Consider the following 25,659-nt stretch of genomic DNA (forward strand, 5'->3'; position numbering starts at 1 on the left):
ACCAGCAAAGACGGTAAGGACAGAGGGGACCCCGTGGCTTCCGGACGTCAACGCTTCTCGATCATCAGCGACGGCCTGCCGAGCCAGCTGCCCGACATCAACCCGGACGAGACCCGGGAGTGGCTGGAGTCGCTGGACACGGTCATCAAGACCGCGGGCCGCGGCAGGGCGCGGTACGTCATGCTCCGCCTCCTGGAGCGGGCCCGCGAGCTGCAGGTCGGCGTGCCCGGCCTGCGCAGCACCGACTTCATCAACACCATCCCGCCGGAGCACGAACCCTGGTTCCCCGGCGACGAGCACGTGGAACGGCGCATCCGCGCCTACATCCGGTGGAACGCGGCGATCATGGTCTCGCGCGCCAACCGCCCCGAACTCGGCGTCGGCGGGCACATCGCCACCTACGCCTCCGCCGCCTCCCTCTACGAGGTCGGCTTCAACCACTTCTTCCGCGGCAAGGACCACGGCGAGTCCGGCGACCAGGTGTTCTTCCAGGGGCACGCGGCCCCCGGCATCTACGCCCGCGCCTTCCTGGAGGGACGCCTCCCCGAGGGCAGGCTGGACGGGTTCCGGCAGGAGCACTCGCACCCGGGCGGCGGCCTCTCGTCCTACCCGCACCCGCGGCTCATGCCGGACTTCTGGGAGTTCCCCACGGTGTCCATGGGCCTGACCGCGATCGACTCGGTGTACCAGGCGCGGTTCAACCGCTACCTCTACAACCGCAAGATCAAGGACACGTCCCGCTCGCACGTGTGGGCGTTCCTCGGCGACGGCGAGATGGGCGAGCCGGAGTCGCTCGGCGCCATCGGCCTCGCCGCCCGCGAGGAGCTCGACAACCTCACCTTCGTCGTCAACTGCAACCTGCAGCAACTCGACGGCCCGGTGCGCGGCAACGGCAAGATCATCCAGGAGCTGGAGTCGTTCTTCCGCGGCGCCGGCTGGAACGTCATCAAGGTCATCTGGGGCCGCGACTGGGACCCGCTGCTCGCACAGGACGTCGACGGCGTGCTGGTCAACCAGATGAACACGACCCCGGACGGCCAGTTCCAGACGTTCAGCGTCGAGTCCGGCGAGTACATCCGGGAGAAGTTCTTCGGCGCCGACCCGCGGCTGCGCCGGATCGTCCAGCACCTGTCGGACGACGAGCTGCGCAAGCTGTCGCGCGGCGGGCACGACTACCGCAAGGTGTACGCGGCGTTCAAGGCGGCCCGCGAGCACGTCGGCCAGCCGACCGTGATCCTCGCGCACACGATCAAGGGCTGGACGCTCGGCTCCGACTTCGAGGCCCGCAACGCCACCCACCAGATGAAGAAGCTCACCAAGGCCGAGCTGAAGGAGTTCCGGGACCGGCTCTACCTGGACATCCCCGACTCGGCGCTGGAGGAGCCGCTGCCGCCCTACTACCACCCGGGCGAGGACTCCGACGAGATCCAGTACATGCGCGAGCGCCGCGCCGCCCTCGGCGGCTTCCTGCCGAAGCGCGTCGTCCGCGCCAAGCCGCTCAAACTGCCGGGCGACCCGGTCTACAGCGAGATGAAGAAGGGCTCCGGCAAGCAGAACGTCGCCACCACCATGGCGTTCGTCCGGCTGCTCAAGGACCTGATCAAGGACGAGAACATCGGCGCCCGGTTCGTCCCGATCGCCCCGGACGAGTACCGCACGTTCGGCATGGACTCGCTGTTCCCCACGTCCAAGATCTACTCGCCGCACGGGCAGACCTACGAGGCCGTCGACCGCAAACTCCTCCTCTCCTACAAGGAGGCCGAAAGCGGCCAGATGCTCCACGAGGGCATCAGCGAGGCCGGCTCGATGGCGTCCACCATCGCCGCGGGCACCGCGTACGCCACCCACGGCGAGCACATGATCCCCGTCTACATCTTCTACTCGATGTTCGGGTTCCAGCGGACCGGCGACCAGATGTGGGCGCTCGGCGACCAGATGGGCCGCGGGTTCCTGCTCGGCGCCACCGCCGGCCGCACCACCCTCACCGGTGAGGGCCTCCAGCACGCCGACGGCCACAGCCCGCTGCTCGCCGCGTCCAACCCGGCCTGCGTCCACTACGACCCGACGTGGGGCTTCGAACTCGGCCACATCGTGCGGGACGCCCTGCGCCGCATGTACGGGTCGTCCGACGAACACCCGGACGGCGAGGACGTCTTCTACTACCTCACCGTCTACAACGAGCCGTACCAGCAGCCCGCCGAGCCGGAGGACCTCGACGTCGACGGCCTCCTCAAGGGCCTGTACCGCTACCGGGCGGCAGAGTCGGGCAACGCCGAGGCCCCGCGCGCGAACATCCTGGCATCGGGCGTCGGCGGCCGCTGGGCGCTGGAGGCCCAGCGCCTCCTCGCCGAGGACTGGGGCGTCGCCGCGGACGTGTGGTCGGCCACCTCGTGGAACGAACTGGCCCGCGAGGCCCGCGCCTGCGACGAGTGGAACCTGCTCAACCCCGAGGCCGAGCAGCACGTCCCGTACGTCACCCGCACGCTCGACAACGTCGCCGGGCCGATCGTCGCGGTGTCGGACTTCACCCGCGCCGTACCCGACCAGATCGCCCCGTGGGTGCACGGCGACTTCACGTCCCTGGGCACCGACGGGTTCGGCTTCTCCGACACCCGCGCCGCCGCCCGCCGCTTCTTCCACGTGGACGCCGCGTCGATCGTCCTGGCGGTCCTGACGAGGCTGGCAAGGCACGGCGACATCAAGCCGGAGACCCTCCCCCAGGCCATCGCCCACTACCGCCTGAACGCCGAGGTGAGCGAAGTCTTCGCAGGCGGAGTAGGCAGCCGCGAAAGCAACACCGGCGGAGACGCGTGACTCCCAGGGGGCGACCCCTGGAACCCCCGTCACGGTCGGCGGACCGCGCGGCCTCCGGGCGCTGGGCCCTGGGCGCCCTCCGGCCGCACGGCCCGTGTGCGCGGGTTGATGTCCGACCAAGGACGGTGATCGCGGAGGTGTAGGCCGCCATGACCGGAAGGGCCCCGAGGGTTCACCTCGGGGCCCTTCGCGTTTCCCAGGTCAGCCGGCCGGGGGCGTGAAGACGCCGAACGTGTTGCCGGACGTGTCCTGCAGGTAGGCGAACTTGAGGCCGTTGGCCGTGGTCAGCGCGGGCATGGCGACCTTGCCGCCGTACTTCACCGTCCGCTCGCAGGCGGCCTCGACGTCCTCCACCAGGACCAGGAACATCGCGTGGTTGCGGGAGGCGTCCGGCTCATGCGAGATGCCGCCGCTCGGCGCGTCGGCGCCCGGGTACCTGACCAGGTCGTAGCCGTCGGCGTCCGGGTCGAGCGCGAACTGCCAGCCGAACATGTCGCCGTAGAAGCGGCGGGCCTCCTCCGGCGCGTCGGTGCCGACCTGGAACCACGTGACGGTGTTGAACGCGGGAACGCTCATCGATCTCCTCCTTCGAACGCTGCCACGAGCGTCCCGGAGCCTTGCGACAACCCCCTGTCGGTGTTTGCCGGCAGGATTCCGCACGGCGAACGGAACCGCGCCCACACGATGGTGCGGTAGCCGTCCGTCCGGAACCCCCAGGCCTCCGCCAGTGCGTCCACAATCTGGAGCCGGCGCCCGCCCTCGGCCACCCGCCGGGACTTCGCCGCGTTCGTCTCTCGCTGGGGGATCTCACCCGCCGGCTGATCTTGGTGTCCGGTGGGAGGCGTACACACCCACGGCCAGGCCCGGCTGCCTCGTGGGTGCGGGTTGAGGTTCGCGGCCCGAGCGTGGCTGCCTGTGCAGGTTCAAAGTCGCGTGGCCGCAGGTCCGCGCCTGCACCGGATGCTCTGCCTACGGAAACCTGAGACGGCGCCCTCGCTCTGGGTGCTGGCCGCCCTGGCCGCAAGCCGCGTGATCACACGCCGCGTCCCAGGGCTGGCTGGCCCGTTGGTGTGGGCTTGGGGCGTGGGCTTAGCGTGGTGGCCTGTCGTGCAAGGTCAGGTTGCGTGGTCGTTGGCCGTGCCCGCCTCGATAGCCACCGCCTTGGGGGCGGGCGGATCGCCGACGGGACGTTGGCGTGGTTGACCTTGACGTTGCGTCAACGTTTGTAATGGGGCCATGCGAATCGGTGAACTCGCCGCCCTGGTCGGTGTCTCGACCAGGACTGTGCGGCACTACCACCAGCTCGGCCTGCTGCCGGAGCCCGAGCGGCTGGCGAACGGCTATCGGGAGTACCGGCTGCGTGACGCGGTGGCGCTCGCGCGGGTGCGGAGGCTCGTGGAGCTCGGGCTGTCGCTGGACGAGATACGGGACGTCCTCGCCGATGAGCGCGGGCGCGATCTGCGTGAGGTGCTGCTCGAACTCGACGCCGACCTGGCCCGGCAGCAGGAGGCCATCGGGGCGCGGCGGGTCCGGCTCGCCGCGTTGCTGGAGGAGGCGGAGCTGCGGCCTGATTCGGCCGTCTCGCCCGAGATGGCGGACGTCCTGCGCGACCTGCCGCGCGGGTCGAAGTTCGGCGAGTTCGACCGGGAACTGCTCGCGCTCGTCGACACGGCGGTCGGGGAGGGGGAGCGGGCCCGGTTCGCGGGGATGATGCGGTCCTTCACGGGGCCCGAGGCGCGCGAGCGCATCGCCGAGACCTACGCGCGGCTGGACGAGATCGCGGACGCGCCGCCGGACGATCCGCGCGTCGCCGAGATCGCCGAGGACCTCGCCGACCAGATCCCGGCGGAGATGGCGGCGCTGATGGCGCGGCAGCGGCTGGACGCCGCGTGGCTGGAGGAGATGTCGCCCGCCCAGCGCGAGGTGTTCCGGCTGCTGGTGGCGATTCTCAAGGAGCGGGCATGCTGAGGGTCGCCCGCGCCGCGCTGTTCGTGGCGGCGCCCGCCGAGCTGGTCGTCTTGGTGCTGGCCGCGTCGGGTGTCCCGGTGCCCGGTCCGGTGGTCGCGGTCGTGAAGGCGGTCGTGGCGGCCATGCTTCTGCTGCAGGTCGTCGCCGCGGGACGACTCGTCGTCGAGGCGCGGCGGGACGGCGCCGACTGGCCGGCCGCCCTCCGGAGCGTCCGGCTTCTCGTGCCCGAGAGGCTGCGCAGGATCGTGGCGTTCGACGCGAAGGGCATGGTCAGCCTGGTGCTGCTCGTCGCGCGTCGCAGGCACGGGGTGCCGCAGGGTGCGGTCGGCGTTCCGTACGCGGGCGCGCAGCTCGGCCTTCAGGCGGGGTTCCTCTTCGCGATGGTCGTCGAGGTCGTGGGCGTGGAGCTGCTGCTGCGGGCCGTCGACGCGCCCGAGGGGTTGCGGGCGGCCTTCCTGGTGATCGATCTGTACTCGATCCTGATCGTGCTGGCGGTCATCGCGGCGTGCGTCACCCGGCCGCACGTGTTGTCGGACGACGAACTGCGCGTCCGGTACGGGGCGTTCTTCGACCTGCGCATCCCGCGTGCGCAGATCTCCTCGCTGCGGGTCGTCCGGAACTACAACGAGAGCGGCATGGTCAAGGTGCTGGACGACCGGCTCGCGGTGGCGGTGGCGTCCCAGACGAACGTGGTGGTCGAGTTGCGCGAGCCGATCAGGGTCGTCCGGCCCCTCGGCGGACGGGCCGATGTCCGGACGGTCCGGTTCTTCGCCGACGATCCGTCCATGCTCGTGGAGGCCCGTCCGGCCGTCCCGGGGCAGGTAGGGGGATGACCGCGCCGCCATCCGCCCACTCACCCGACCGCCCCGGCTCGGTGTGGCGCTGCCGCAGCCTCACGCAGTACCCATGACGGGTGATCGATCGCCGTCCCACACTCGAGCAGGTCGCCGCGCTGGCGAAGGCGGGCCGCGGCACCGTGTCCCGCGTGGTCAACGGGGACGCCGTTTCGAGGAGCCCTACTTCGGGCGCATCGTGCGCGGGATGGGCTCGGCCGTCGCCGCGGCCGACATGACGCCCACGCTGACGTTCACGCAGTCTGACTCCGGTCGCGCGGACCTCGCCGACGCTCTGCGCGCGCGCAGCGCGTGGACGGCGTCCTCCTGGTGTCGCTGCTCCGTGACGACCCGCTCCCCGGCCTGCTGGCGCTCTACGGCATTCCCGTCGTCCTCGGGGGCCGACCGCACGACTCCGGCGCCGCCCTGCCCGTCTAGGTGGACGCCGACAACCGGGGCGGAACGCGGCGCGCCGTCGAGTACCTCGTCGAGCAGGGCCGCCGCCGCATCGCCACGATCGCCGGACCGCCGGACCGCCGGACCGCCGGACCGCCGGACACCACCGTCGGCGCCGATCGCCTGGCCGGTTACCGGGAGGCCCTGCCCGGCGGCCGGGAGCCGGCGGGCCATGGCGACTTCAGCGTGTCCGCCGGGGGACGGGAGATGGAGCGGCGGGGGCGGCGCGTCCCCGACGATGTCGCGATCGTCGGGGACGCGGAGGCGGGCGCGGATCCGCGTTCCCACCCGGAGCCCAGGACCGTTCACCAGCCCACTGAGGCGATGGGCCGCCGGTCCGCTGAGCTGCTGCTCGACCGGATCCACGGCAGACCCGTGGCGGACACGCCCGTCATCTGCGAGACCCGCCTGATCGTCCGCGAGTCGTCCTGACGGTCGCGGCCGGTCAGTCGCCGGTGCTCGGCACGGCGGGGGTCGGCCTGGCGTGGGGCAGCAGGAGGGCGGCGAAGGCGGCGAGCAGGCCGAGGCCGACCACGAGCCATGCGGCCACGCCGAAGGCATCGCCCAGATCGCGGCCGGACGTGACCGAGTCGAAGAACACCGTCCCGACGATCGCGATGCCGAGTGCGCCGCCGACCTGCTGGAATGTCGACAGGGTGCCGGAGGCGGACCCGGCGTCGTCCGTGGGGACCGCGGCCAGGACGACATCGGTCAGCGGGACCACCACCAGGCCCAGCCCCGCACCGGCGACGGCCATCGGCCCGATGAGCCCGGCCACCGTCGGGTGGGAGCCTCCTGCGACGACCTCGATCGACCATCCGGTTCCGATCGCCTGCAGCAGTGCCCCGAGGCCGACCAGCGCCTTGCCGGCCTTGGCCACCAGGGCGGCGGCGGCCCCGCTGGTGAACGCGGCCGCGATGCTGAACGGCAGGACGACGAGCCCGGCCCGCCAGGCGGAGAAGCCGAAGCCCGACTGCACGGTGATGCTCAGCACGAACAGGAACCCGATCACGCTGGCCTGGAAGGAGAGCTGGACGATCAGTCCGGCGCTGAAACCCCGGTCGGCGAACAGGCGGAGCGGCAGCAGGAGGGCGTGTCCGCCGCGGGCGCGACCGCGTTCATGGAGGACGAACGCGGCGAGCAGGACCGGCGCGAGGACGAACAGGAGCACCGTCCACCAGGGCCATCCCGCCTGGCGGCCCTCGATCAGCGGATAGACCAGGGCCACCACGCCTCCGGCGGCGAGCACCGTCCCGAGGACGTGCAGGGACAGCGGGTGATCGGCCTTCGTCTGCGGCACCAGCGCGAGCGCGCCGATCAGCACGAGGACACCGACCGGGACGTTGACCAGGAAGATCGCCCGCCAGCCGAGGCCGAACACGTCGCCGGACACGAACGCGCCGCCGAGCAGCGGCCCCGCGACTGCCGCCACACCGGTGACCGCTCCCGCGATCCCGTACACGCCCGCACGCTTCTCAGGCGGATACAGGGCCTGCACGGTGCCGAGCACCTGCGGAACCATCGCCCCGGCGAACAGCCCCTGCGCGATCCGCACTGCGACCAGCTCGGCACCCGAGGTGGAGAGCCCGGCCCACAGTGACGCCAGCGTGAACCCGGCCGTGCCGACGACGAAGACGGTTCGGCGGCCGACCATGTCGCCCAGTCGCCCACCCGCGATCAGCATGGCGGCGAAGGCGAGCACGTAGCCCGACACGACCCACTCCAGCTGCGCCGCGGTCGTGTGCAGCGAGCGCTCCATCGACGGGAGGGCGACGTTGACGATGGTGTTGTCCATCAGATCCATGAAGGAGGCCAGCAGCAGTACCACCACTGCCGCCGTCCGGCCTCGTCCTGCGCTGTCCATCGAGCCACCTCCACCTACAATCGGAGTGCGACTTTCCCATCATGGGTTAGTCCCGTACTGAAACTATCCCATGATGGGACTACATTGCCAAGGGGGTTGTTCGATGGCGAGTTCGCACGCCGAGCGGATCCAGCGCGCGTTCCAGGTGTCGTTGGTCAACGCGGTGCTCGGCAACGACCGCATCGCCAAGGAGGCGGGGCTGATGGTCACCGACACCCAGGCCCTGCACCTGCTCATGCTTCGCGACGACATCCGCAACGCCAAGCAGCTCAGCGACGCCACCGGCATCTCCACCAGCACCGTCAGCCGCACCATCGACCGCTTGGAGCGCGCCGGATACCTGCGCCGCGTCCCGGACCCCGCCGACCGCCGCAGCGCGCGACTCGAACTCGACGTGACGAAGGTCCGGCCACTGGTCGACCGGTACGCCGAGTACGTCAGCCACCTGGAAAAGGTCAACGCCGACTACACCGACGACCAGCTCGACCTGATCGCGGGCTACCTGGAAAAGACCAACAACCTTTTCTGAGCGCACGCCCCGCCCACGGCTCCCGCCCTCCGCCGTCCACCACGACGCCCCGGCCTCGCAAACTCATGGGACCAGAAGCCAGGACGGCTAGCCCCGGGGCGAGGGCGCCGTCGGGCCCCGCGTCGGTGGAGCGGTCAGCGCGAGCGCGAGCCTGCGGCCACACGACCTTGAACTGCACGTTGGGCGACCAAACGGAGGCCACATACCCAAAGCCCACACCGGCGGGACGGCCAGATCTGAGGCTTGCCGCTGATCACGCGGCCTACGGCCAGGGCGGCGGACAGCCGGAGCGCAGGCACCAGCAGGCCCACATGGGCAAAGCAATCGATGCGGGCGTGGACCCACGACCACGCAACCTTGAACCTGCACAACACGCCGCCACGCTGAGCCCACGAACCTCAAGCCCGCACCGACGGAGCGGCCTGGTCCAGGCTGTGGCCTCGTAATCATGCAGCCCTGTAGCCGGGATGGCCGACGCGCAGGGCGAGAGCGCCGTCGGGCCCCGCATGGGCGGAAGCGATCGGCGCCGGCGCGAACCTACGGCCACGCACGCAACTTTGAACCGGCACAGCTGGCAGCCAGGCTGTGCCCACGGCCCCCCGCCCAGGCCCGCGCCGAGAGAGCAGCTAGGCCTGGGCCGTGGGTGCTGTCCTGCGGCCTGGGCACGGCGCCGGATGATAGGCGCGAATGTGCTTGTGGGTCCCGCGTCGGTGGAGCGGTCAGTGCGAGCGCAGGTCTGCGATCACACGACCCCGAACTTGCGCGGCAGGCAGCCAGGCTGGACTTACGCAGCTCAGGCCCCAGGCAGACGGGGCGGCCGTGCCTGGGCCGTGGGCATGTGGTCATCATGCGGCCTGGGGCTCAGGTGGTGGGTGATCGTGGTGCGGGCGCCGTCAGGCCACGCATGGGCGGAGCGGTCGGTTCAGTGCGGGACTTGCGGCCACGCGACCTCGACCGGCACGGTAGGCGGCCGGGTTGGGCCACGGCCCCCGGCCAGGCCCGCGCCGAAGGAGCAGCCGGGTCTGACCTAGGGCGTGGGCATGGGTGTGGGGGTGGGCGTGGGTTCATGCGGCCTGGGGCCAGGGTGGTGGGCGGCCGGGTTGGGGCAGGGTTCTGATTCCGGGTGGGTGGAGGCGGTAGGTGTAGCGGCCGTCGGGTCTTGTGGTGATGTGGAGGTGGTGGGGGTGGGTGTGTTTGTAGCGGTTGTGCCATCCGCAGGTGAGGGTGAGTTGGTCGATGTCGGTGGGGCTGTGGCCGAGGGCCCAGCCGTGGACGTGGTCGACCTCGCACAGCGTCCCGGGCACCTCGCACCCCAGCACCGCGCACGTCGGATACAAGGTCTCCAGGACCCGGCGCTGAGCACCGGTGGCGAACCGCACCCGATGCCCCAGATACAGCGGAGTGTTCCCGCCACCGAGCAGCAGCGGTGACACTCCGGCGGCCAGCGCGATCCGTCGGGCCTGCTGTGCCGGGATCGCGGTACCGTCGGTCAGCCTCGCGGGGGTGGTGGCGCCGGTGAGGGTGTCCAGGTCGCAGATCACGGTGACGCGGGTGGCCTTGTGCCCGCCCGACAGCACGCTGGTGAGTGCGGCTGCCATCCGCTCCGACAGGTCGCGGTGGTCGTCGGTCCCGGCGGGCTTGGCCAGCGGGCCGAGCGTGCCGTCCCAGATCGCGGCGTCTTCGGCGTTGAGCCAGCCCTTGATGTAGCGGCCGCCGTCCAGGGAGCGGGTCGAGTCGATCCACGACCGCTCATACCCGCGCGTCACGTCTTCGGGGGCCTGCTCGGTGCCGTCGCGTTCGGCGATGACCTCGCGGATCCGCTTACCGAACGAGGCGACTTTCCCGGCGGAGAAGCCCTGGTCGACCATGCCCAGCAGGATCGTCTCGGCCCGGCCGCAGTCGTGGTCGTCGAGGCGGGTGACTGCGTCGGCGATGGTGGCGGCGTAGCCGTGGGAGAGGTGGCCGCCGGTCCAGCGCGCGGTGGTCTCGGGGACGCGGTCGCGGTGCCGGGCCAGCGTGAGGCGCTCCTTGGCGCGGGCTTCACGCATACCGAGGCGGGACCGCAGCCAGGAACGGGTGGACGGGAAACCCCACCGCTGCACCTCCCGCGCGCCGTCCACCACGGTGATGAACCCGGCCAGGGCGGCCTCCTGTAGATCACCGGCGGCGGCGAGAGTCTCGACGAGATCCATGCACACCGCCGCCGAATCGGGCGCAGCACGGGAGGCGAGTTCGGCGGCGATCACCGATGCCGCGTCCACCAATTCCATGGTGGACGCCTCATCGAGGTCGACCGCGATTGAACTCATACCCCCATGATATCCGGCCGGGCACCCTTTCACCCTTTCGGGCCGGAATTCTTCCATGATTCTTTTCGAGTCTTGTTGATCAGTGAGTGTCCGTTATTTGCAAAGGCTCATTTCGGGCATTTCGATTTCGTTGCCCTGCCGGGTGTTGTCGTTGCGTGTTTTCGGTTGGTGGTTCTGGTTGGGGTGGGGGCGGCGCGTCGGGCAGAGGGCAGGCGGAGCCTGCCCGACGAAAGCTGCACTCAGGGGCCGCAGAGGCTCCGAAGTCAAGGGTCGATGCCACTTAGTTAGGCTGCGGAACCCAGAATCTTGATGGCGGGTTCTTCCGTGTGATAGGTGCAGCTGTCTGCGGGTCGTTTGACTCGGTAGGACGTGTACCGCTGGCGTTTGGTAACGCGTGGATAGCTTCGTAGACGCCGTGGCGGGTTCGGTCGTTCGACTATCTCGGCGATGGTGTCGGCGGTCGCGCGCTCAAGGTGCGGTGGGGGAAAAATCCGCCGGGCCTCCTACCTGCCGGCGGACGATGCGAAGTGAGCGGATGAACGACAACCGGTCTGGATCCAATTCCGCTTGATCCGCGGCCTCGGCCATGAGGTGCCGGACGCCGTAGTATGTCAGCAGCATCCCCCACAGTTCCTGCTCGACCATCTCGGGTGACTTCGAGCGCAACAACGCTCCGGCGCCCTTCTGGTGCGTTTTCATCTCGCCGATGGCCGCTTCGATCTCCCACCGCTCATGGTAAGCGGCGGCGAGTTCTGTCGCGGGCGCGTCCAGGGGGTCAAGGATGGTGGTGACGAGGGTGAACAGTTCATCCTCTCCACGGTTGGTCACTTCATATTCCACGACCCGGACGTACAGGCCGGGAAGTTCGGTCAGTTCCATAGTCCCGGCCGCCAAGCGTTTGGACGCGGCGGTGCGGGCTCTGCGGTTCGCCGAATATGACAGATAAGACCCATCGGGGAGCCATTTGATGACCGGAAGCAGAACATTGATTTTGGCGCGCAGCAACGCGTCCGCTCCAGCATCTCTGATCCGTTGCAGATGTTCGTTGCCGTACATGCCCCGGTCGCCGATGACCAGCATGTCCTCGGCCACGATCCCCGAGCCCAGCAGCCGGGTCGCCAGCGCGATCTCGGTATCGTGCTGCGCACCGAACTCCGCTCCGACGATGGCGTGGGTGCCGCATTCGGCCAGCCCGACCACCAGCACTTTGGGGAACACGCCTTTCTCGTCCTTTTTCTTCCCCGCATACCCGAAACGTTCGGCGTTCGCGGCGCTGTCGGGCACTTCGATGTCGAAGCCGTCAAGGGCCATCAGCCGCCACCGCCCCAGCCACGCGCCCTGGGTCGACCGCCGGGCACAGGGAACCGCGACACGGAAGAACAGATCACGCATCACCTCGGCCCCAAGCCGCCGACGTGCCTGGGTCAACGCACCGGACGACGGCACCACCCACTCGTTCCGCCAGATCCGCAACCCGCGCAGGCCCTGCACCAGCTTACGTATCACTTCCTCATACGCGTCCGCATGGAACAACGTCATCGCCATGACGAAATAGACCACGACACGCGCAGGCAGCAGCCGCACCCGCTTTTCCCGGCGTCCGGCAGCGGCGATCACCTCATCCACCAGCTCACGCGGCACCAAGCGCGTCAAAACCCCGATACCGATCTGATCTACCAGCACACCAGCCGAACCCGAACCACGCGCAGCAGCCTCATCCATCGTCGCACGGTAGATCGACCGCTACTTCCACGTCCACGAAAACCCAAAAATGAACTAATCCACAAACCACCCTGTGGATATGCGAAGAAGCCGACGCACCAGCACTAACTAAGTGGCATTGAGTCAAGGGCGGGACGGAGTCCCATCGCGAAGCGACGCCGAAGGCGCCCTTGACTTTGGAGGGGCGGCCCCGTACGCAGCGCCGCCCCCACCACAATTCCACGAACACAGAACAGGCCAATCGAGATACTTCAGCACACTAAAGGCGGTCGTAGCGGCTGGCGACCTGGTTCTGGGTGAGCCCGACCGCATGCCGGAGTACCACAAGCGGGTTGACATCGCGGGGGCGCCGTCGTTGTGCTCGCAGGGGCCAGAGAAACGCATCTCCGAGCCGATCCTTGCGGGGCAAGTGCTCCCAGTTCTCGCCCCGGCCCCCTTTCTACTTCACGCAACTCCGCAGCGAGAATGCTCGGCCGTGTCGACGGTCGACTCGCATCGAGAAGTGGGTGACGGAACAGGTATACGCTGCACTTCAGACATATTTCCGCCCGTCGGGCGATCGTACCGAGGTTGCCGACGTCAACGGCTATCTCGGCATCCGCAGCAGGGAGAGCGCCGCCGAGAGCTCATCCGTCAGCCACCTCTCCCTCGAACGCCTCACATCACTTAGTTGGGTGGCGCCTGCTGGTCTTGCAGGTAGGCGAAGCGTAGGCCACTCGCGGCGGTCACCAGGGTACGATGATCTTGCCGCCGCGCCGGCTCTGTTTCGGCGCAGACGGCTTCCAGGTCCGGTCCCCATGGGTGAGGGACAGGTCGGTGGCGGTGGTGTTGTCATTGGCCCGCTTGAGCCAAAGATGTAGGCCCCGACGTTGTGGCCGGTGATGGTCCCCGCGTCGGCGCCCATCACCCGGCCGTGGTGAGGACGCCTGCCTGTTGGGCGTCGGTCCTTTTCGGGGGCTGCCGCCGTGGTCAGTTGCGTCGTCGGGCGGCCCGGCTCACTGCCCGCCTCGGTCAGGTGGCCTTGCCGCGGGCGATGTAGAGGGTCATACGGGTGAAGTCGAGTGTGATGTTGAAGGGTTTGAAGAAGCAGTGGGCAAAGTGGCCGATCGTGTCGAAGCCCGGTCCGTAGGGCCAGGGGACGTTGACCGGCATGTTCGGGTCCATTTCGCAGAAGACCTCTTCGGCGACGGCGTCGCCGAGGCGGAGCACCTTCGGGTAGCAGGGGTAGGTGGTGGTCGCGTGGCTGTGGGCGAAGGTCTCGAACGGGCGGTCGTAGTCGGTGCGGATGCCCAACTGCGCGGCCACCTCTCCGGGCATTCCTGCGACGGTCGCGCCGCTGTCTCCGCCGAAGTTCACGCCCATCACCCGGGGGCCGGAGCCGGCGATGCTGCCGATGCTGTTGACGTCGTGGTCGCGGGACAGCCATAGCGGCAGCGGCTTGGCGCCCACCCGTGCGGCGTCCGCGCGTACCTTTCTCACGGCTTCGGGGGTTGGACGGCGCAGGATCAGCGAGCGGCCCGCGTAGTCGAAGGTGGTCAGCAGGTGGTAGAAGACCCACGTGCCGATCATGCCGTCGCTGCCGGTGCCGACATTCTTGCCCGACTCCGTCGACGACCAGCCGACCGGGACGTTCCGCAGTTCGATGCCGCCCAGTTCGAGGGAGTCCAGCACCCCGTAGTACACCCATATGGTGAGGCCTTCGAACTCGCTCTTCTCCTTGTAGACGGGGCTCAGTCCGGCCTCCTTGGCCGCCGTCGCGGTCAAGTTCAGATTCGGGGCGCCGGTATAGAACGTGAGGCGCTTCGGCGGGCCGCCGTTGAGCGAGGCCTCCACCAGCGGTACCGGGTCCATCTGCAGCCACGGCACACGGCCGATGTCGCCGTGGATCTGATACGGCCTGCCGCGGACCGCCGCGAACCATTCGGCGTAGCCCTTCTCGCCGGCCGCTCGCCAGTGCGGCACGGAGAGGGAGAGCTTGTCCTGCCGGATGTAGCAGTCACCCAGCAGCCAGTTGGTCTCCTTGTCGTCGGGCGCCAGGCCGAGGGCCATCCTCAGGTACTTTTCCGCGTCGGGGAACTTGTTGGCCAGTAGCCCGACGTAGCCGCGCCGGCGCGCCGCATGCAGGTTCGCGGGATCTGTTCTCAGGATGTCCTCGTACGCGCGGCCTGCCTGCTCGAACTTCCCGGCTTTGAACAACGCGTCCGCGCTACCGGCGTCGGCGTGCGCTGTGCCCAGCAGTGGCGCGGTCGCGGCGGCGCCGGCCGCCACGGCCGCGCCCCGCAACAGGTCGCGTCGGTCCCATTTTCCGTCGGCGGCCACGGCCTTCTCCTTTTGCGCTCACCCTCCGAAACCGGGGCGCGTTCCCCCGGCGCGGACCGCTGCTGCGGTCCGCGCCTCCAGGGAAGACGGGAGACTGTTGCGGTGGCGTATGCGTTTTTCTATACGCCCGCGATACGTCCCGTTGTTTCGGTTAGCGGCGCCGCCTCGATCAGTCCGCGGTCATCGGGGCGGTCAGGCAGCCGGTTCCCTGAAGACGCCGAAGCGGTTGCCCGACGGGTCTTCCACCTGAGCGAAGCGCAGGCCGCTCTCGGCGGTCACGGGCGGGACGGCGACCTTGCCGCCGTGGCGCTCGGCCTCGGCGCAGGTGGCGTCGACGTCTTCGACCAGGACGAAGAAGACGGCGTGGTTGTCGCCCTGGCTGGTCAGGCCGCCGCTCGGCGCCTCGGCGCCCGGATAGGTGATCAGCTCATAGCCTCCGTCGGCCGCGTCGTCCGCGAAGCGCCAGCCGAACATGTCGCCGTAGAAGCGGCGGGCCTCGTCCGGCGCGTCGGTGCCGATCTGGAACCAGGCGACGGTGTTGTACGCGGGAATGCCCATGATGTGTCCTCCGTGTCGGTGTTGTGGAACCGAGGGTGTACGGAGGGCGCGACAACCCTGTGTCGGGGTTGCCGGCTGAGTGTCGAGTGCGGGTCAGACCCAGGTGGGGAGCGACTGTTCGGCGTAGCGGGCGCCGAAGCCGCCGGTCGGCAGGATCTTGGCGATGGCGTCCAGGTCGCTCTGCGTGAGGGTCAGGTCGGCGGCGGCGTTGTTCTCCTCGACCCGTGCGGGGCTGCGCGTGCCGGGGATCGGGACGATGTCCTCGCCCTGGGCCAGGACCCAGGCCAGCGCCAGCTGGGAGACCGTCGCGTCCTTGGCGGCGGCCAGTTCGGTGAGCTGCTGGACGGCCGCCAGGTTCTTCTCGAAGTTGCCCGGCTGCCAGCGGGGGTCGCCGTTGCGCATGTCGGTCGGGTCGTAGGATCCGGCGGGCTTGGCGGTGCCGGTGATGAAGCCGCGTCCGAGCGGGGAGTAGGACACGAACCCGATGCCGAGTTCGCGCAGCACCGGGAACAGCTGCTCCACATCGCGTTCGAACAGCGAGTACTCGGTCTGGAGGACGGAGACGGGCTGGACGGCGTGCGCGCGGCGGATGGTCTGCGGGCCCGCCTCGCTCAGCCCGAAGTACTTCACCTTGCCCGCCTCGATCAGCTCCTTGACGGTGCCGGCGACGTCCTCGATCGGAACGTCCGGGTCGACGCGGTGCTGGTAGAGCACGTCGATGTGGTCGACGCCCAGGTAGCGCAGGCTGTTGTCGGCGACCTCGCGGATGTTGTCCGGGCGGCTGTTGAGGCCGGAGACCCTCCCGCCGGACAGTTCGAAGCCGAACTTGGTCGCCAGGACCACCTCGTCGCGGAAGTCCTTGACCGCCCTGCCGACGAGGATCTCGTTGGAGCCGGTGCCCAGGCCGTAGAGCTCGGCGGTGTCGAAGAAGGTCACGCCCAGCTCGTAGGCGCGCCGGATGGCGGCGATCCCCTCCTGCTCGTCGCCGGGGCCGTAGGCCATCGTCAGGCCCATCGTGCCGTAGCCGATCGCCGAGGTGACCAGCCCTTGACGGCCCAGAGTGCGCTTCTGCATGACCAACCCTCCCTGACGTAACCGCAAAGAACGAACCAAACCGTTCGGTATGGCCCTGAACCACACTACTCACCCGGACGAGGGAATCAAACCGAACGGTTCGGTTGGCTAGGCTGAGGGCATGGCCAGCACCGCCGACTCGACCCAGGACCGGATCGTCGCCGCCGCCCGCGACGAGTTCGCCCGGCACGGGATCGCCGGGGCGCGCGTCGACCGGATCGCCAAGGCCGCCCGCACCAGCAAGGAACGCATCTACGCCTACTTCCGGAGCAAGGAGAAGCTGTACGAGCACGTGGCCGCCGCCGAACTCGCCGCCGCGGCCGATGCCGTCCATCTGGACCCGGCCGACCTGCCGGCCTACGCGGGACAGCTGTTCGACTACTTCACCGCTCACCCGGATCGGTACCGGTTCATCGCCTGGGGTCGGCTGGAGCTGGCCCCCGCTCCCGCTCCCGCACCCGCGCCCGCCCCCGCCTCCGCGTCCGGCTCCACCTCCGCGCCCGGCCCCGGCCCCGCGTCCGCCCCTGCCTCCGACCCCGGCCCCGCGCCCGCCGGCAGCCCTTATCGGGACGCCGTTCTCGGCAAGGTCGCGACCATCCGCCGCGCCCAGGAGGCGGGCGACCTGGACCCCTCGTGGGATCCGGTCGACGTCATGGCGGTGGTCTCCCAGCTCGCCCACACCTGGCTCGACCAGGCCACCCTGGCCGCCGTCGCCGACCAGGCCGCCGCCGACCCCACGCTCGGCGCACGCCGCGCCGCCGTGATCCGCGCCGTCGCCGCGCTCTTCCCGCCGAAGCCCCGCTCCTGACCTCTCCCAGACGCGGCTCAGACTCGGCTCAGACGCGGCTCAGACGAACTCCAGGGGGCGGACGACGTAGTCCGCGGGGATGTCGCTGTGCATGGCCTCGCTGCTGCGGTCGGGGGCGGTCTCCTCCAGGAGGGCCGCGCGGCGGACGCGGTCGGTGCGGAACACGCGGCAGCCGCCCCGCATCCGGCACCAGGCGGTCAGGTACCAGCCCTTGCCGGACGCGGTGAACGTGACGGGCTCGACGTCGCGCTCGGTCTCGGTGCCCGCCCGGTCGACGTAGGTGAGGCGGACCACCCGGCGGGCCAGGACGGCCTCCTCCAGCACGGCCGGCACGGACGCCGGGTCGTCGTTCCCGGCGGGGGCCAGGAACCGAATGCGGGCGGCCAGCTCGCGGGCCGAGGCGCCGTCGTCCGCCGACATCGCCGCGACGATCTTGTGCAGGGCGGTGCGGGCGGCGCGGGAGTACGGTGAGCCGCCCGCTCGGGAGAGGGTGATCGCGACGGCGACGGCCTCGGCGGGGGTGAAGTTCAGCGGCGGCAGTGTGCGGCTCTTGTCGAGGGTGTAGCCGCCGCCCCGGCCGACGTCCGCGAAGATCGGCACACCGGCCTGCTGGAGCGCGCTGATATCGCGCTCGATCGTCCGGACGCTCACCTCGTACCGCGCGGCCAGTTCGCGCGCGGCGAGGCGGCGCGGCGCGCAGGCGCGCAGCTCCTCCACCATGGCGTACAAGCGGTCGGTGCGGTTCACGCGCCGAACGTACGCGCCGGGTCTGACATTTCCCTACAGCCAGGAGAAGGGCGCCAGAAGAAGGGCGCCAAGCGAAGGACGCTAGGCGAAGCGCCAGAGGCTTACCTTTCCGTTGGCGCTGCCTGCTCCGGCGGCGAGCAGACGGCCGCTCCGGCTGAACGCGAGGGTCGTTCCGTCCGACCTCTCCCAGTCCAGGGACATGAACTGGTCGCCGGTACGGGTGTCCCAGAGCCGGATCGTCCCGTCCTGGGCAGCGCTGGCCAGGACGCGGCCGTCGGGGCTGAACGCCAGGGCCTGCACGGTTCCCTCGTGTCCTCGCAGGGCGCGGCGCTGCTTCCCGGATGGCACGTCCAGGATGCGGATCGTCCATTTGTCCGTGTCGTCCACGACGTCTGTTGCGGCGGTTCGGCCGTCCGGGGCGAAAGTGAACAGCACGTTGACCCGTCCGGATGTGCGAAGGTCCCGGTCCGCCCGCAGGTCGTGGATCTGGATCTCGCCGCGGCCCCCGATGGCGGCGATCTTGTCGCCGGCCGCGTCGAACACCAGCCGCAGGGTGCCGCCGCCGCTCGGCGCGAACGCGCCGGTGCGGCGCCCGGTCGCGGTGTCCCAGAGTTCGATGCCGTTGGCTCCGACGGTGGCCAGCGTCCGGCCGTCCGCGCTGAGCGCCTTGGTGAACGTCCTGCCCACGGGCATGATCGTCCGGACGCGGGCGCCGGTGGCGGCGTCCCAGAGCTGGACCGGGTCGTTGCCGCGCAGCGTCGCCACCAGCCGGCCGTCCCCGCTGAGCGCGGTGAGCTGGTCGGCGCCCTCGTCGCCCAGCTCGTGCGGGGCTCCGCGGCCGGTCGCGACGATCCACCGCCAGATCTGCCCGGTCCCCGCGCAGACCAGTGTCTTCGAATCCGGGGTGAAGGCGAGCTGGAACGTCGCGACGGGCCCGCCTGCGAGCACGACCGGTCGGGGGTTCTTCAGGGGCAGGGCGTCCTCACCGGTCCACCGCCACAGCAGCGCGGGGACGCCGAGGACCGCCGCGACGCCCGCCGCCGCTCCCCCGGCCAGGACGGTGCGGCGTCCCGGCCGACCGGGCGGGGTCGCGAGCAACCGGGCCGCCTCGGCGGGCGACGGCCGCCGCTCCGGTTCCTTGGCCAGGCACGCCTCGATCGCGGGCCGCAACTCGGCGGGCACGCCGGTCAGGTCGGGCGGAGCGCTGACGATCCGGTGGACGATCCCCGGCACGTTGGCGGCGTCGAACGGCCCGCGTCCGGTCGCGGCGAACGCCAGGACGCAGCCGAGGGAGAACACGTCCGACGCCGGGCCCGCCGTGTCCGCGCGGACCTGCTCGGGCGACATGAACGCGTACGTGCCGACGACCGCGCCGGTGGACGTCAGCGCGGTGGCGCCGGCCGCGCGGGCGATGCCGAAGTCGATGATGCGGGGACCGTCCGGCGACATGATCACGTTGCCGGGCTTGAGGTCGCGGTGCACCAGCCCGCTCGCGTGGATCGCCGCCAGCCCCTCGGCCAGCGCGGCACCGAGCGCGCGGACGGCGGCGACGTCCAGCGGTGCCGCCTCGCGCAGGGACGGGCCGGGGATGTAGGCGGTCGCCATCCATGGCTCGGACGCGTCCGGGTCGGCGTCCACGACCTGCGCGGTGTAGAAGCCGCCCACCTTGCGGGCCGCGTCGACCTCGCGCGTGAACCGCACCCGGAACTCCGGGCGCGCCAGGTGCTCTGACCGGATGACCTTGACCGCGACGCGCCGGCCGCCCGGGGACACGCCGAGGAACACCTCGCCCATGCCGCCCGCGCCCAGGCGCCCTTCTAGCCGGTATGGGCCGATCTGGCGGGGGTCGCCGTCGCGCAGGGGGTCCATCAGCGCAGGCTCCAGAGGTTCACGGCGGTCTGCCCTCGACGTTCGCTGCCGCCCGCGACGGTTCGGCCGTCCGGGGAGAGCGCGAGCCCTCTGACCGGGCCGGTCGCGGCGAGTGTGGCCGTCACCCGGCGGGTCGCCAGGTCCCACAGGCGGATCGTGAGGTCGGCGCCGGCGGCGGCCAGCACGGCGCCGTCCGCGCTGACGGCCACCTCGGTGACGTCCCCGGCGCGGTCGGAGTTGAGGACGCCTGTGATGCGGATCCGAGCGGCGTCCCACAGCCGGATCGCGGCGCCGCCCCCTGCGGTGACGAGAGTTCGGCCGTCCGGGGTGAGGGCCAGTGAACTCGTCTTCGTTGCCTGGTCGGCGATGTGGGCGACCAGGGTGCGCGTACGCGCGTCCCACACCCGGACGGAGCCCGGCTCGGCGCGGCCCTGGAAACCGTCCATACCGGCCATGACCCGGCGGCCGTCCGGGCTGAACACCATGGCGGCCACGCCTTCAGCACCGGATAGGTCGCCAAGGACGCGTCCGGTGGCGGTGTCCCAGAGCCGGCTCGGCCCGGCGAGGGTCCGGGTGTCTGGGCTGAACGCTAAAGCGTTGACCTGAACGTCCTTGGCGCGGAGGGTTCGCAACGGGCGGGGCGGGCGTGTGTCCGCCGACTCAACGTCCCATAGGCGGACGGTGGCGTTCGTGTGGCCGGTGGCCAGGAACCTTCCGTCTGGGCTGAACGCCACTGCGGCCGTCCCTGCGGAAGTGCGCAATTCGTGGATGACGTGGCCTGCGACAGGGTCCCACAGGAGCACGGTCTCCCCCGGTGTCCCACAGGCCAGGATCTTGCCGTTCGGGCTGAACGCCACGTCCGCCACCGGTTGCCCGTCCTTGGCGAGCGTCATGGTGGGCGGCCGCAGCGTGTCGGCGGACGCCGCCGCCTGGGGCCGCTCCCCGCCCCGGGTGAGCAGGAACGCGGGTACTCCCACGGCTGCCGCCGTCGCCGCCACCGCTCCGGCGAGCACCGTCCGGCGCGGAATCCCGGCGGCGGGCAGGACGGCGTCCGCGACGCGGGTGAACGGCGTCGTGCCGCGCTCCTCCGTGCGGTCGGCGTCCGGGTCCGACGGGGATGTCGAGACCGCCAGTGGCGCGGCGTCCGGGTCGGCCAGGTGGGCGAGGATCCGGTCCGTGGACGGACGATCGGCCGGCTCCTTGGCCAGGCAGGACGCCACCAGCGGGCGCAGCGGCCCCGCCAGCCCGTCCAGCAGGGGCGGCTCGTGGAGGACGCGGTGCACGATCGCCGGGATCGTCGCGGCGTCGAACGGGCTGCGCCCGGTCGCGGCGAAGGCCAGCACGCAGCCCAGCGCGAACACGTCGGCGGGCGGCCCGGACGGCTCGCCCCGCACCTGCTCGGGCGCCATGTAGGCGTACGTGCCGAGGACCGCGCCGTCGGCGGTGAGCGTCCCCGCGCCGACGTCGCGGGCGATGCCGAAGTCGATGATGCGGGGACCGTCCGGCGACATGATCACGTTGCCGGGCTTGAGGTCGCGGTGCACCAGCCCGCTCGCGTGGATCGCCGCCAGCCCCTCGGCCAGTGCCGCGCCGAGCCGGGCGACCTCTCCGGGAGGCAGTGGGGCGACATCCCGCAGTGACGCCCCCGGGATATAGGCCGTCGCCATCCACGGTTCAGGCGCGTCCGGGTCGGCGTCCACGACCTGCGCCGTGTAGAAGCCGCCCACCTTGCGGGCCGCGTCGACCTCACGCGCGAACCGCACCCGGAACTCCGGGCGCGCTGAGTGCTCGGCACGGATCACCTTCACCGCAACGCGCCGACCGCCCGGGGACACACCGAGGAACACCTCGCCCATGCCCCCGGCGCCCAGCCGTCCCTCCACCCGGTACGGGCCTATCTGGCGGGGGTCGCCGTCGCGCAGCGCTTCCAAGGGGACTCCCGTGTCGCGCAGTGCGCGCTTAGAGGGCGCCCAAGAACGCGAGCATGGCCTCGTTGACCTCGGCGGGGCGTTCCTGCTGCGTCCAGTGGCCGCATCCGGCCAGCCAGACGGTGTCGCGCAGGTTCGGGACGAAGTCGGTCATGGAGTCGATGACGTTCCGCGCGCCGACGGCGACGATGTCGCGGTCGCCGGCGATGTAGAGCGCGGGCGGGCCGATGGGGGCGCGGTGCCAGGCGGTGGTCAGCTCCCAGTTGCGGTCCAGGTTGCGGTACCAGTTGACCGGGCCGGTGAAGCCGCTCCCGGCGTACTCCTCGACGTAGGTCGCGATGTCGGCGGCGGTGAGCCAGCCGGGCAGCTTCTCCGGCTCGGGGATCGCGTCGAGGAAGCCGCCGCCCTCGGGAGCGACCAGCGCGGGAGTGGGCCCGTCGCCGGACATCCCGACCAGCATCCGGCGGAACGTGGCGGCCCGGTCGCGGTCGAGGTCGGCCTCCGGGGCGTCCGGCTCCTGGAAGCGCACCATATAGAAGCCCTCGCCGAACAGGCGGCGCATCGACTCGACCGGCGGCCTGCTGGAACGGGGGCGGTGCGGGACGGACATGCCGATCACGCCGCGCACCTTGTCCGGGCGCATCTGCGCGACGGCCCACGCGACGGGCGCGCCCCAGTCGTGGCCCGCGACGACGGCCCGGTCCGCGCCGAGGGCGTCGATGAGCCCGACCGCGTCGCCCGCCAGGTGCAGGATCGTGTACTGGTCCGCCTCGGCGGGGCCGCCGGTGCGGGCGTAGCCGCGCTGGTCGGGGGCGACCGCGTGGTACCCGGCCTCGGCGAGCGCGGTGAGCTGGTGCCGCCAGGAGTACCAGCACTCGGGGAAGCCGTGCAGGAGCAGGACGAGCGGCCCCTCGCCCGCCTCGGCGACGTGCATGCGCAGGCCGCTCTCGGACTGGACGAAGCGATGCGTGATCTCGGTCATCGGTGACCCCTCGCGGCGTGGGCGGGACCGTGCGGGCCCAACGGTAGCCCCACCCGTCCAGGGCCTGTGTGCCGGACGGCGGACACGATGTGGATGCGGCGCGCCCATACCGTCCGGCGGTGGATTGTGTGCGTGCGCCACATGGGACGGCGGGGGTCGCGCTCCGTAGGTTCGGCGCATGACGAGCGTGACACCGCGGCCCGCCGCGGGGAGTTCGGGGACGCTGGATCTGGCGGGGCGGCGCGCACTGGTCACCGGCGGCGCGGGCGGCATCGGCCGGGCGTGCGCGCGGCGGCTGGCGGCGGCGGGCGCCGCGGTGGTGGTGGCCGATCTGGACGGGGCGGCGGCGGAGCGGACGGCGGCCGAGATCGGCGGCGTCCCGCTGTACGCCGACCTCGCGGATGTGGACGCCATCGGCGGTCTGGCGTCCGATGTCGACATCCTGGTCAACAACGCGGGCATCCAGCTTGTGGCTCCCGTCCACGAGTTCCCGCCGGAGATGTTCACGCGGATCCTGCGGCTGATGGTGGAGGCGCCGTTCCGGCTGGTCCGGGACGCACTGCCCGGCATGTACGAGCGGGGCTGGGGGCGCATCGTCAACATCTCGTCCGTACATGGGCTGCGGGCCTCGCCCTACAAGTCGGCCTATGTGACGGCCAAACACGGGCTTGAGGGGCTGTCCAAGGTGATCGCCTTGGAGGGTGCCGCGTACGGCGTGACGTCCAACTGCGTGAACCCGGCCTTCGTCCGAACCCCGCTGGTGGAGGGGCAGATAGCCGACCAGGCGCGCGCGCACGGCATACCCGAGGGCGAGGTCGTCGAGCGGGTACTGCTCGAGCACGCGGCCGTGAAGCGGCTGATCGAGCCCGAGGAGGTCGCGGAGCTGGTCGCCTACCTGTGCTCGCCGCCCGCCGCCATGGTGACCGGCGCGTCCCTCGCCCTCGACGGTGGCTGGACGGCCCATTGACAATGGCCCGTATGTCCTGCGGCGACTTCCTCGAACTACTGGCCCGCGAGGCGTCCCCCGTGGAGTTCGAGGGGCCCCTCGTCCAGGCGCGGGCGGACGGCGCGCCGCCGGCCGTCCTGGCGGAGCTGGAGGCGGCCAAGCTGGCGGCGCTCCGGGTCCGGATGATCATGCGGCGGCACGCCCGGCGGGAGGCGGAGCTGGCGGCGCTGTTCGACACCGCCGGCGACCTCGCCGGGCTGCGCGACCTCGACGCCGTGCTGGAGGCGATCACGCGGCGCGCGCGGCGGCTGCTGAACGCGGACATCGCCTACCTGACGCTGAACGACGACGAGCGCGGCGACACATTCATGCGGGTGACGGACGGGTCGGTGTCGGCGGCGTTCCGGCGGCTGCGGCTGCCGATGGGCACCGGACTGGTCGGCCTGGTGGCGCAGACGGCGATGCCCTACAACAGCGCCCACTACCTGGGGGACGGGCAGTTCCAGCACCGCGGATACATCGACGACGCGGTCACTGAAGAGGGCCTGGTCGCCATCCTGGGCGTGCCGATGCGGCTGGGCAGCCGCGTCATCGGCGTGCTGACGGCCGCGAACCGCAGCGAGCGTCCGTTCGACCAGGAAGAGGTGGCGCTCCTGGGTTCGCTGGCCGCGCATGCCGCGATCGCCATCGACAACGCGCGCCTCCTGGACGAGACCCGGACCGCCCTGGACGAGCTGAGCGTCGCCAACGAGGAGGTCAAGGCGCGCAGCGCGGCCGTGGAACGGGCGGCGCGCGCGCACGACCGCATGACGGCCGTCGTCGTGCGTGGCGGTGGCGTGGAAGACGTCGGCGCGGTCGTGACCGAACTGCTGAGCGGCACCCTGTACGTCCTGGACGCGGACGGCCGGCGGCTGGCGACGACGGGCCTCGACTCGGGCGGCCTCAGCGATGAGGAGCTGTCCGGGGTGTCGGCCTCGGCGCACTCTGCGCGCGCGCAGGGCCGGACGGTCCGGCGCGGTGACCTGTGGATCGCGTCGGTGTCGACCGGTGACGAGATGCTCGGGACGCTCGTCCTGCGCACGGCCGACGAGGTCGACGACGCCGACCAGCGAATCCTGGAGCGCGCGGCGCTCGTCACCGCGCTGCTGCTGCTGTTCCAGCGCAGCGTCACCGAGGCGGAGGGGCGGGTGCGCGGCGAGCTGCTGGACGACCTGCTCTCCGGCCGCCGCACCGGCGTCGAGGCCCTGACCGCCCGCGCCCGGCGCGTGAACGTCGACCTGAGCGCCCCGCACGTCGTGCTGTGCGCGAAGTACGAGTCCCGCGAGCACCGGCAGCGAGCGGCGTTCTGGGCGTCGTCCTTCGCGGCCGTCGAGCACGGCCTCGCCGCCTCCCGCGTGGAGGAGGTCGTGCTGCTGCTGCCGGGCGACCGCCCCGGCGAGGCGGCGCGCCGGGTGGCGAAGGAGCTGGGCGGCTCGCTCGGCGGCCCCGCGACGGTCGGCGCGGCCGGCCCGGTGCGCGGGCCCGCGGAGGTCGCGGCCGCGCACCGGGAGGCGCAGCGCTGCGCCGACGCGCTGCTCGCCCTCGGCCGCCGCGGCGACGGCGCCGGCGCGTCCGAGCTCGGCTTCGTCGGCCTGCTCATCGGCGACGACCGGGACGTGACGGGCTTCCTCGCGGGCGCGCTCGGGCCCGTCCTCGACTACGACGAGCGGCGCGGCACGGCCCTCGTCCAGACCCTTGAGGCGTACTTCGGGACGGGCGGGAACCTGTCGCGGACGGCGGAGCGCCTGCACATCCACGTCAACACCGTGAGCCAGCGCCTCGACCGCGTCGCCCGCCTCCTCGGCGAGGACTGGCAGTCCCCCGAGCGCGCCCTGGAGCTCCAGTTGGCGCTGCGCCTGCACCGCCTCTCACGCTGAAACGGCGATGCGCCGCC

Annotated in this window: 20 protein-coding genes; 9 read left to right on the plus strand and 11 right to left on the minus strand. The window is 71.2% G+C overall.

The window, feature by feature from the left end; genetic code table 11:
• The first annotated feature begins 33 nt into the window (after positions 1–33).
• On the plus strand, positions 34–2,814 hold the full coding sequence (gene aceE / locus HUT06_RS30550; RefSeq protein WP_176198866.1) for a pyruvate dehydrogenase (acetyl-transferring), homodimeric type: 2,781 nt from the start codon (positions 34–36) through the stop codon (positions 2,812–2,814).
• A 201-nt stretch (positions 2,815–3,015) separates the two neighbouring features.
• Here aceE and HUT06_RS30555 read toward each other — a convergent pair whose 3' ends face one another.
• A complete protein-coding gene (locus HUT06_RS30555) occupies positions 3,016–3,390 on the minus strand; it encodes a VOC family protein (RefSeq protein ID WP_176198867.1) in 375 nt (124 codons plus the stop codon).
• A 660-nt stretch (positions 3,391–4,050) separates the two neighbouring features.
• Between HUT06_RS30555 and HUT06_RS30560 the strand changes: the two genes are divergently transcribed.
• The 4 genes from HUT06_RS30560 (at position 4,051) to HUT06_RS30570 (ending at position 6,503) form a co-directional block, all read left to right on the plus strand.
• A complete protein-coding gene (locus tag HUT06_RS30560) occupies positions 4,051–4,782 on the plus strand; it encodes a MerR family transcriptional regulator (protein WP_176198868.1) in 732 nt (243 codons plus the stop codon).
• The gene (locus HUT06_RS30565) at positions 4,776–5,615 is read left to right on the plus strand and encodes a hypothetical protein (RefSeq protein ID WP_176198869.1); all 840 of its coding nucleotides are present in this window, start codon (positions 4,776–4,778) and stop codon (positions 5,613–5,615) included. Before HUT06_RS30560 ends, HUT06_RS30565 begins: the two co-directional genes overlap by 7 nt.
• 312 nt (positions 5,616–5,927) lie before the next feature.
• A complete protein-coding gene (locus HUT06_RS45335) occupies positions 5,928–6,053 on the plus strand; it encodes a hypothetical protein (protein WP_302931846.1) in 126 nt (41 codons plus the stop codon).
• A complete protein-coding gene (locus HUT06_RS30570; protein ID WP_176198870.1) occupies positions 6,054–6,503 on the plus strand; it encodes a substrate-binding domain-containing protein in 450 nt (149 codons plus the stop codon).
• 13 nt (positions 6,504–6,516) lie between these two features.
• Here the strand turns inward: HUT06_RS30570 and HUT06_RS30575 are convergent, their stop codons facing one another.
• Positions 6,517–7,935, minus strand: coding sequence for an MFS transporter (locus tag HUT06_RS30575; protein ID WP_176198871.1), 1,419 nt, complete (start codon positions 7,933–7,935; stop codon positions 6,517–6,519).
• 103 nt (positions 7,936–8,038) lie between these two features.
• On the opposite strand from HUT06_RS30575, the gene HUT06_RS30580 reads away from it, so the two are divergent.
• Positions 8,039–8,464: a MarR family winged helix-turn-helix transcriptional regulator gene (locus tag HUT06_RS30580; protein ID WP_176198872.1), complete on the plus strand. Its 426-nt coding sequence runs from the start codon at positions 8,039–8,041 to the stop codon at positions 8,462–8,464.
• 1,064 nt (positions 8,465–9,528) lie between these two features.
• Here HUT06_RS30580 and HUT06_RS30585 read toward each other — a convergent pair.
• From HUT06_RS30585 to HUT06_RS30605, 5 genes are all read right to left on the minus strand, one after another.
• Positions 9,529–10,773, minus strand: a complete 1,245-nt coding sequence (locus HUT06_RS30585; RefSeq protein WP_176198873.1) for an HNH endonuclease signature motif containing protein — start codon at positions 10,771–10,773, stop codon at positions 9,529–9,531.
• A gap of 468 nt (positions 10,774–11,241) precedes the next feature.
• Positions 11,242–12,495: an IS4 family transposase gene (locus HUT06_RS30590; RefSeq protein WP_176198874.1), complete on the minus strand. Its 1,254-nt coding sequence runs from the start codon at positions 12,493–12,495 to the stop codon at positions 11,242–11,244.
• A 1,011-nt stretch (positions 12,496–13,506) separates the two neighbouring features.
• Complete coding sequence (locus HUT06_RS30595; protein ID WP_176198875.1) at positions 13,507–14,814, minus strand: aspartyl protease family protein; 1,308 nt, start codon at positions 14,812–14,814, stop codon at positions 13,507–13,509.
• A gap of 192 nt (positions 14,815–15,006) precedes the next feature.
• On the minus strand, positions 15,007–15,372 hold the full coding sequence (locus HUT06_RS30600; RefSeq protein WP_217711527.1) for a VOC family protein: 366 nt from the start codon (positions 15,370–15,372) through the stop codon (positions 15,007–15,009).
• Positions 15,373–15,465: 93 nt separating this feature from the next.
• Positions 15,466–16,446: an aldo/keto reductase gene (locus tag HUT06_RS30605; protein WP_176198876.1), complete on the minus strand. Its 981-nt coding sequence runs from the start codon at positions 16,444–16,446 to the stop codon at positions 15,466–15,468.
• Positions 16,447–16,567: 121 nt separating this feature from the next.
• Here HUT06_RS30605 and HUT06_RS30610 point away from each other — a divergent pair, with 121 nt between their 5' ends.
• Positions 16,568–17,254 carry a TetR family transcriptional regulator gene (locus tag HUT06_RS30610; protein ID WP_176198877.1) on the plus strand — a complete coding sequence of 229 codons (687 nt, stop codon included), beginning with the start codon at positions 16,568–16,570 and terminating at the stop codon, positions 17,252–17,254.
• A gap of 39 nt (positions 17,255–17,293) precedes the next feature.
• Here HUT06_RS30610 and HUT06_RS30615 read toward each other — a convergent pair whose 3' ends face one another.
• From HUT06_RS30615 to HUT06_RS30630, 4 genes are all read right to left on the minus strand, one after another.
• On the minus strand, positions 17,294–18,001 hold the full coding sequence (locus tag HUT06_RS30615) for a YafY family protein (RefSeq protein ID WP_176198878.1): 708 nt from the start codon (positions 17,999–18,001) through the stop codon (positions 17,294–17,296).
• An 81-nt stretch (positions 18,002–18,082) separates the two neighbouring features.
• Positions 18,083–19,870: a WD40 repeat domain-containing serine/threonine protein kinase gene (locus tag HUT06_RS30620; protein ID WP_176198879.1), complete on the minus strand. Its 1,788-nt coding sequence runs from the start codon at positions 19,868–19,870 to the stop codon at positions 18,083–18,085.
• The gene (locus HUT06_RS30625; RefSeq protein WP_176198880.1) at positions 19,870–21,801 is read right to left on the minus strand and encodes a WD40 repeat domain-containing serine/threonine protein kinase; all 1,932 of its coding nucleotides are present in this window, start codon (positions 21,799–21,801) and stop codon (positions 19,870–19,872) included. The genes HUT06_RS30620 and HUT06_RS30625 overlap by 1 nt, the downstream gene beginning before the upstream one ends.
• A gap of 28 nt (positions 21,802–21,829) precedes the next feature.
• A complete protein-coding gene (locus HUT06_RS30630; protein WP_176198881.1) occupies positions 21,830–22,780 on the minus strand; it encodes an alpha/beta fold hydrolase in 951 nt (316 codons plus the stop codon).
• 178 nt (positions 22,781–22,958) lie between these two features.
• Between HUT06_RS30630 and HUT06_RS30635 the strand changes: the two genes are divergently transcribed.
• On the plus strand, positions 22,959–23,747 hold the full coding sequence (locus tag HUT06_RS30635) for a 3-hydroxybutyrate dehydrogenase (RefSeq protein ID WP_176198882.1): 789 nt from the start codon (positions 22,959–22,961) through the stop codon (positions 23,745–23,747).
• 11 nt (positions 23,748–23,758) lie between these two features.
• Entirely contained in the window at positions 23,759–25,642 is a 1,884-nt protein-coding gene (locus HUT06_RS30640) for a GAF domain-containing protein (protein ID WP_254715469.1), read from the plus strand.
• The last annotated feature ends 17 nt before the right edge of the window (positions 25,643–25,659 follow it).

Source organism: Actinomadura sp. NAK00032, from assembly GCF_013364275.1.
Taxonomy (GTDB): Bacteria; Actinomycetota; Actinomycetes; order Streptosporangiales; family Streptosporangiaceae; genus Spirillospora.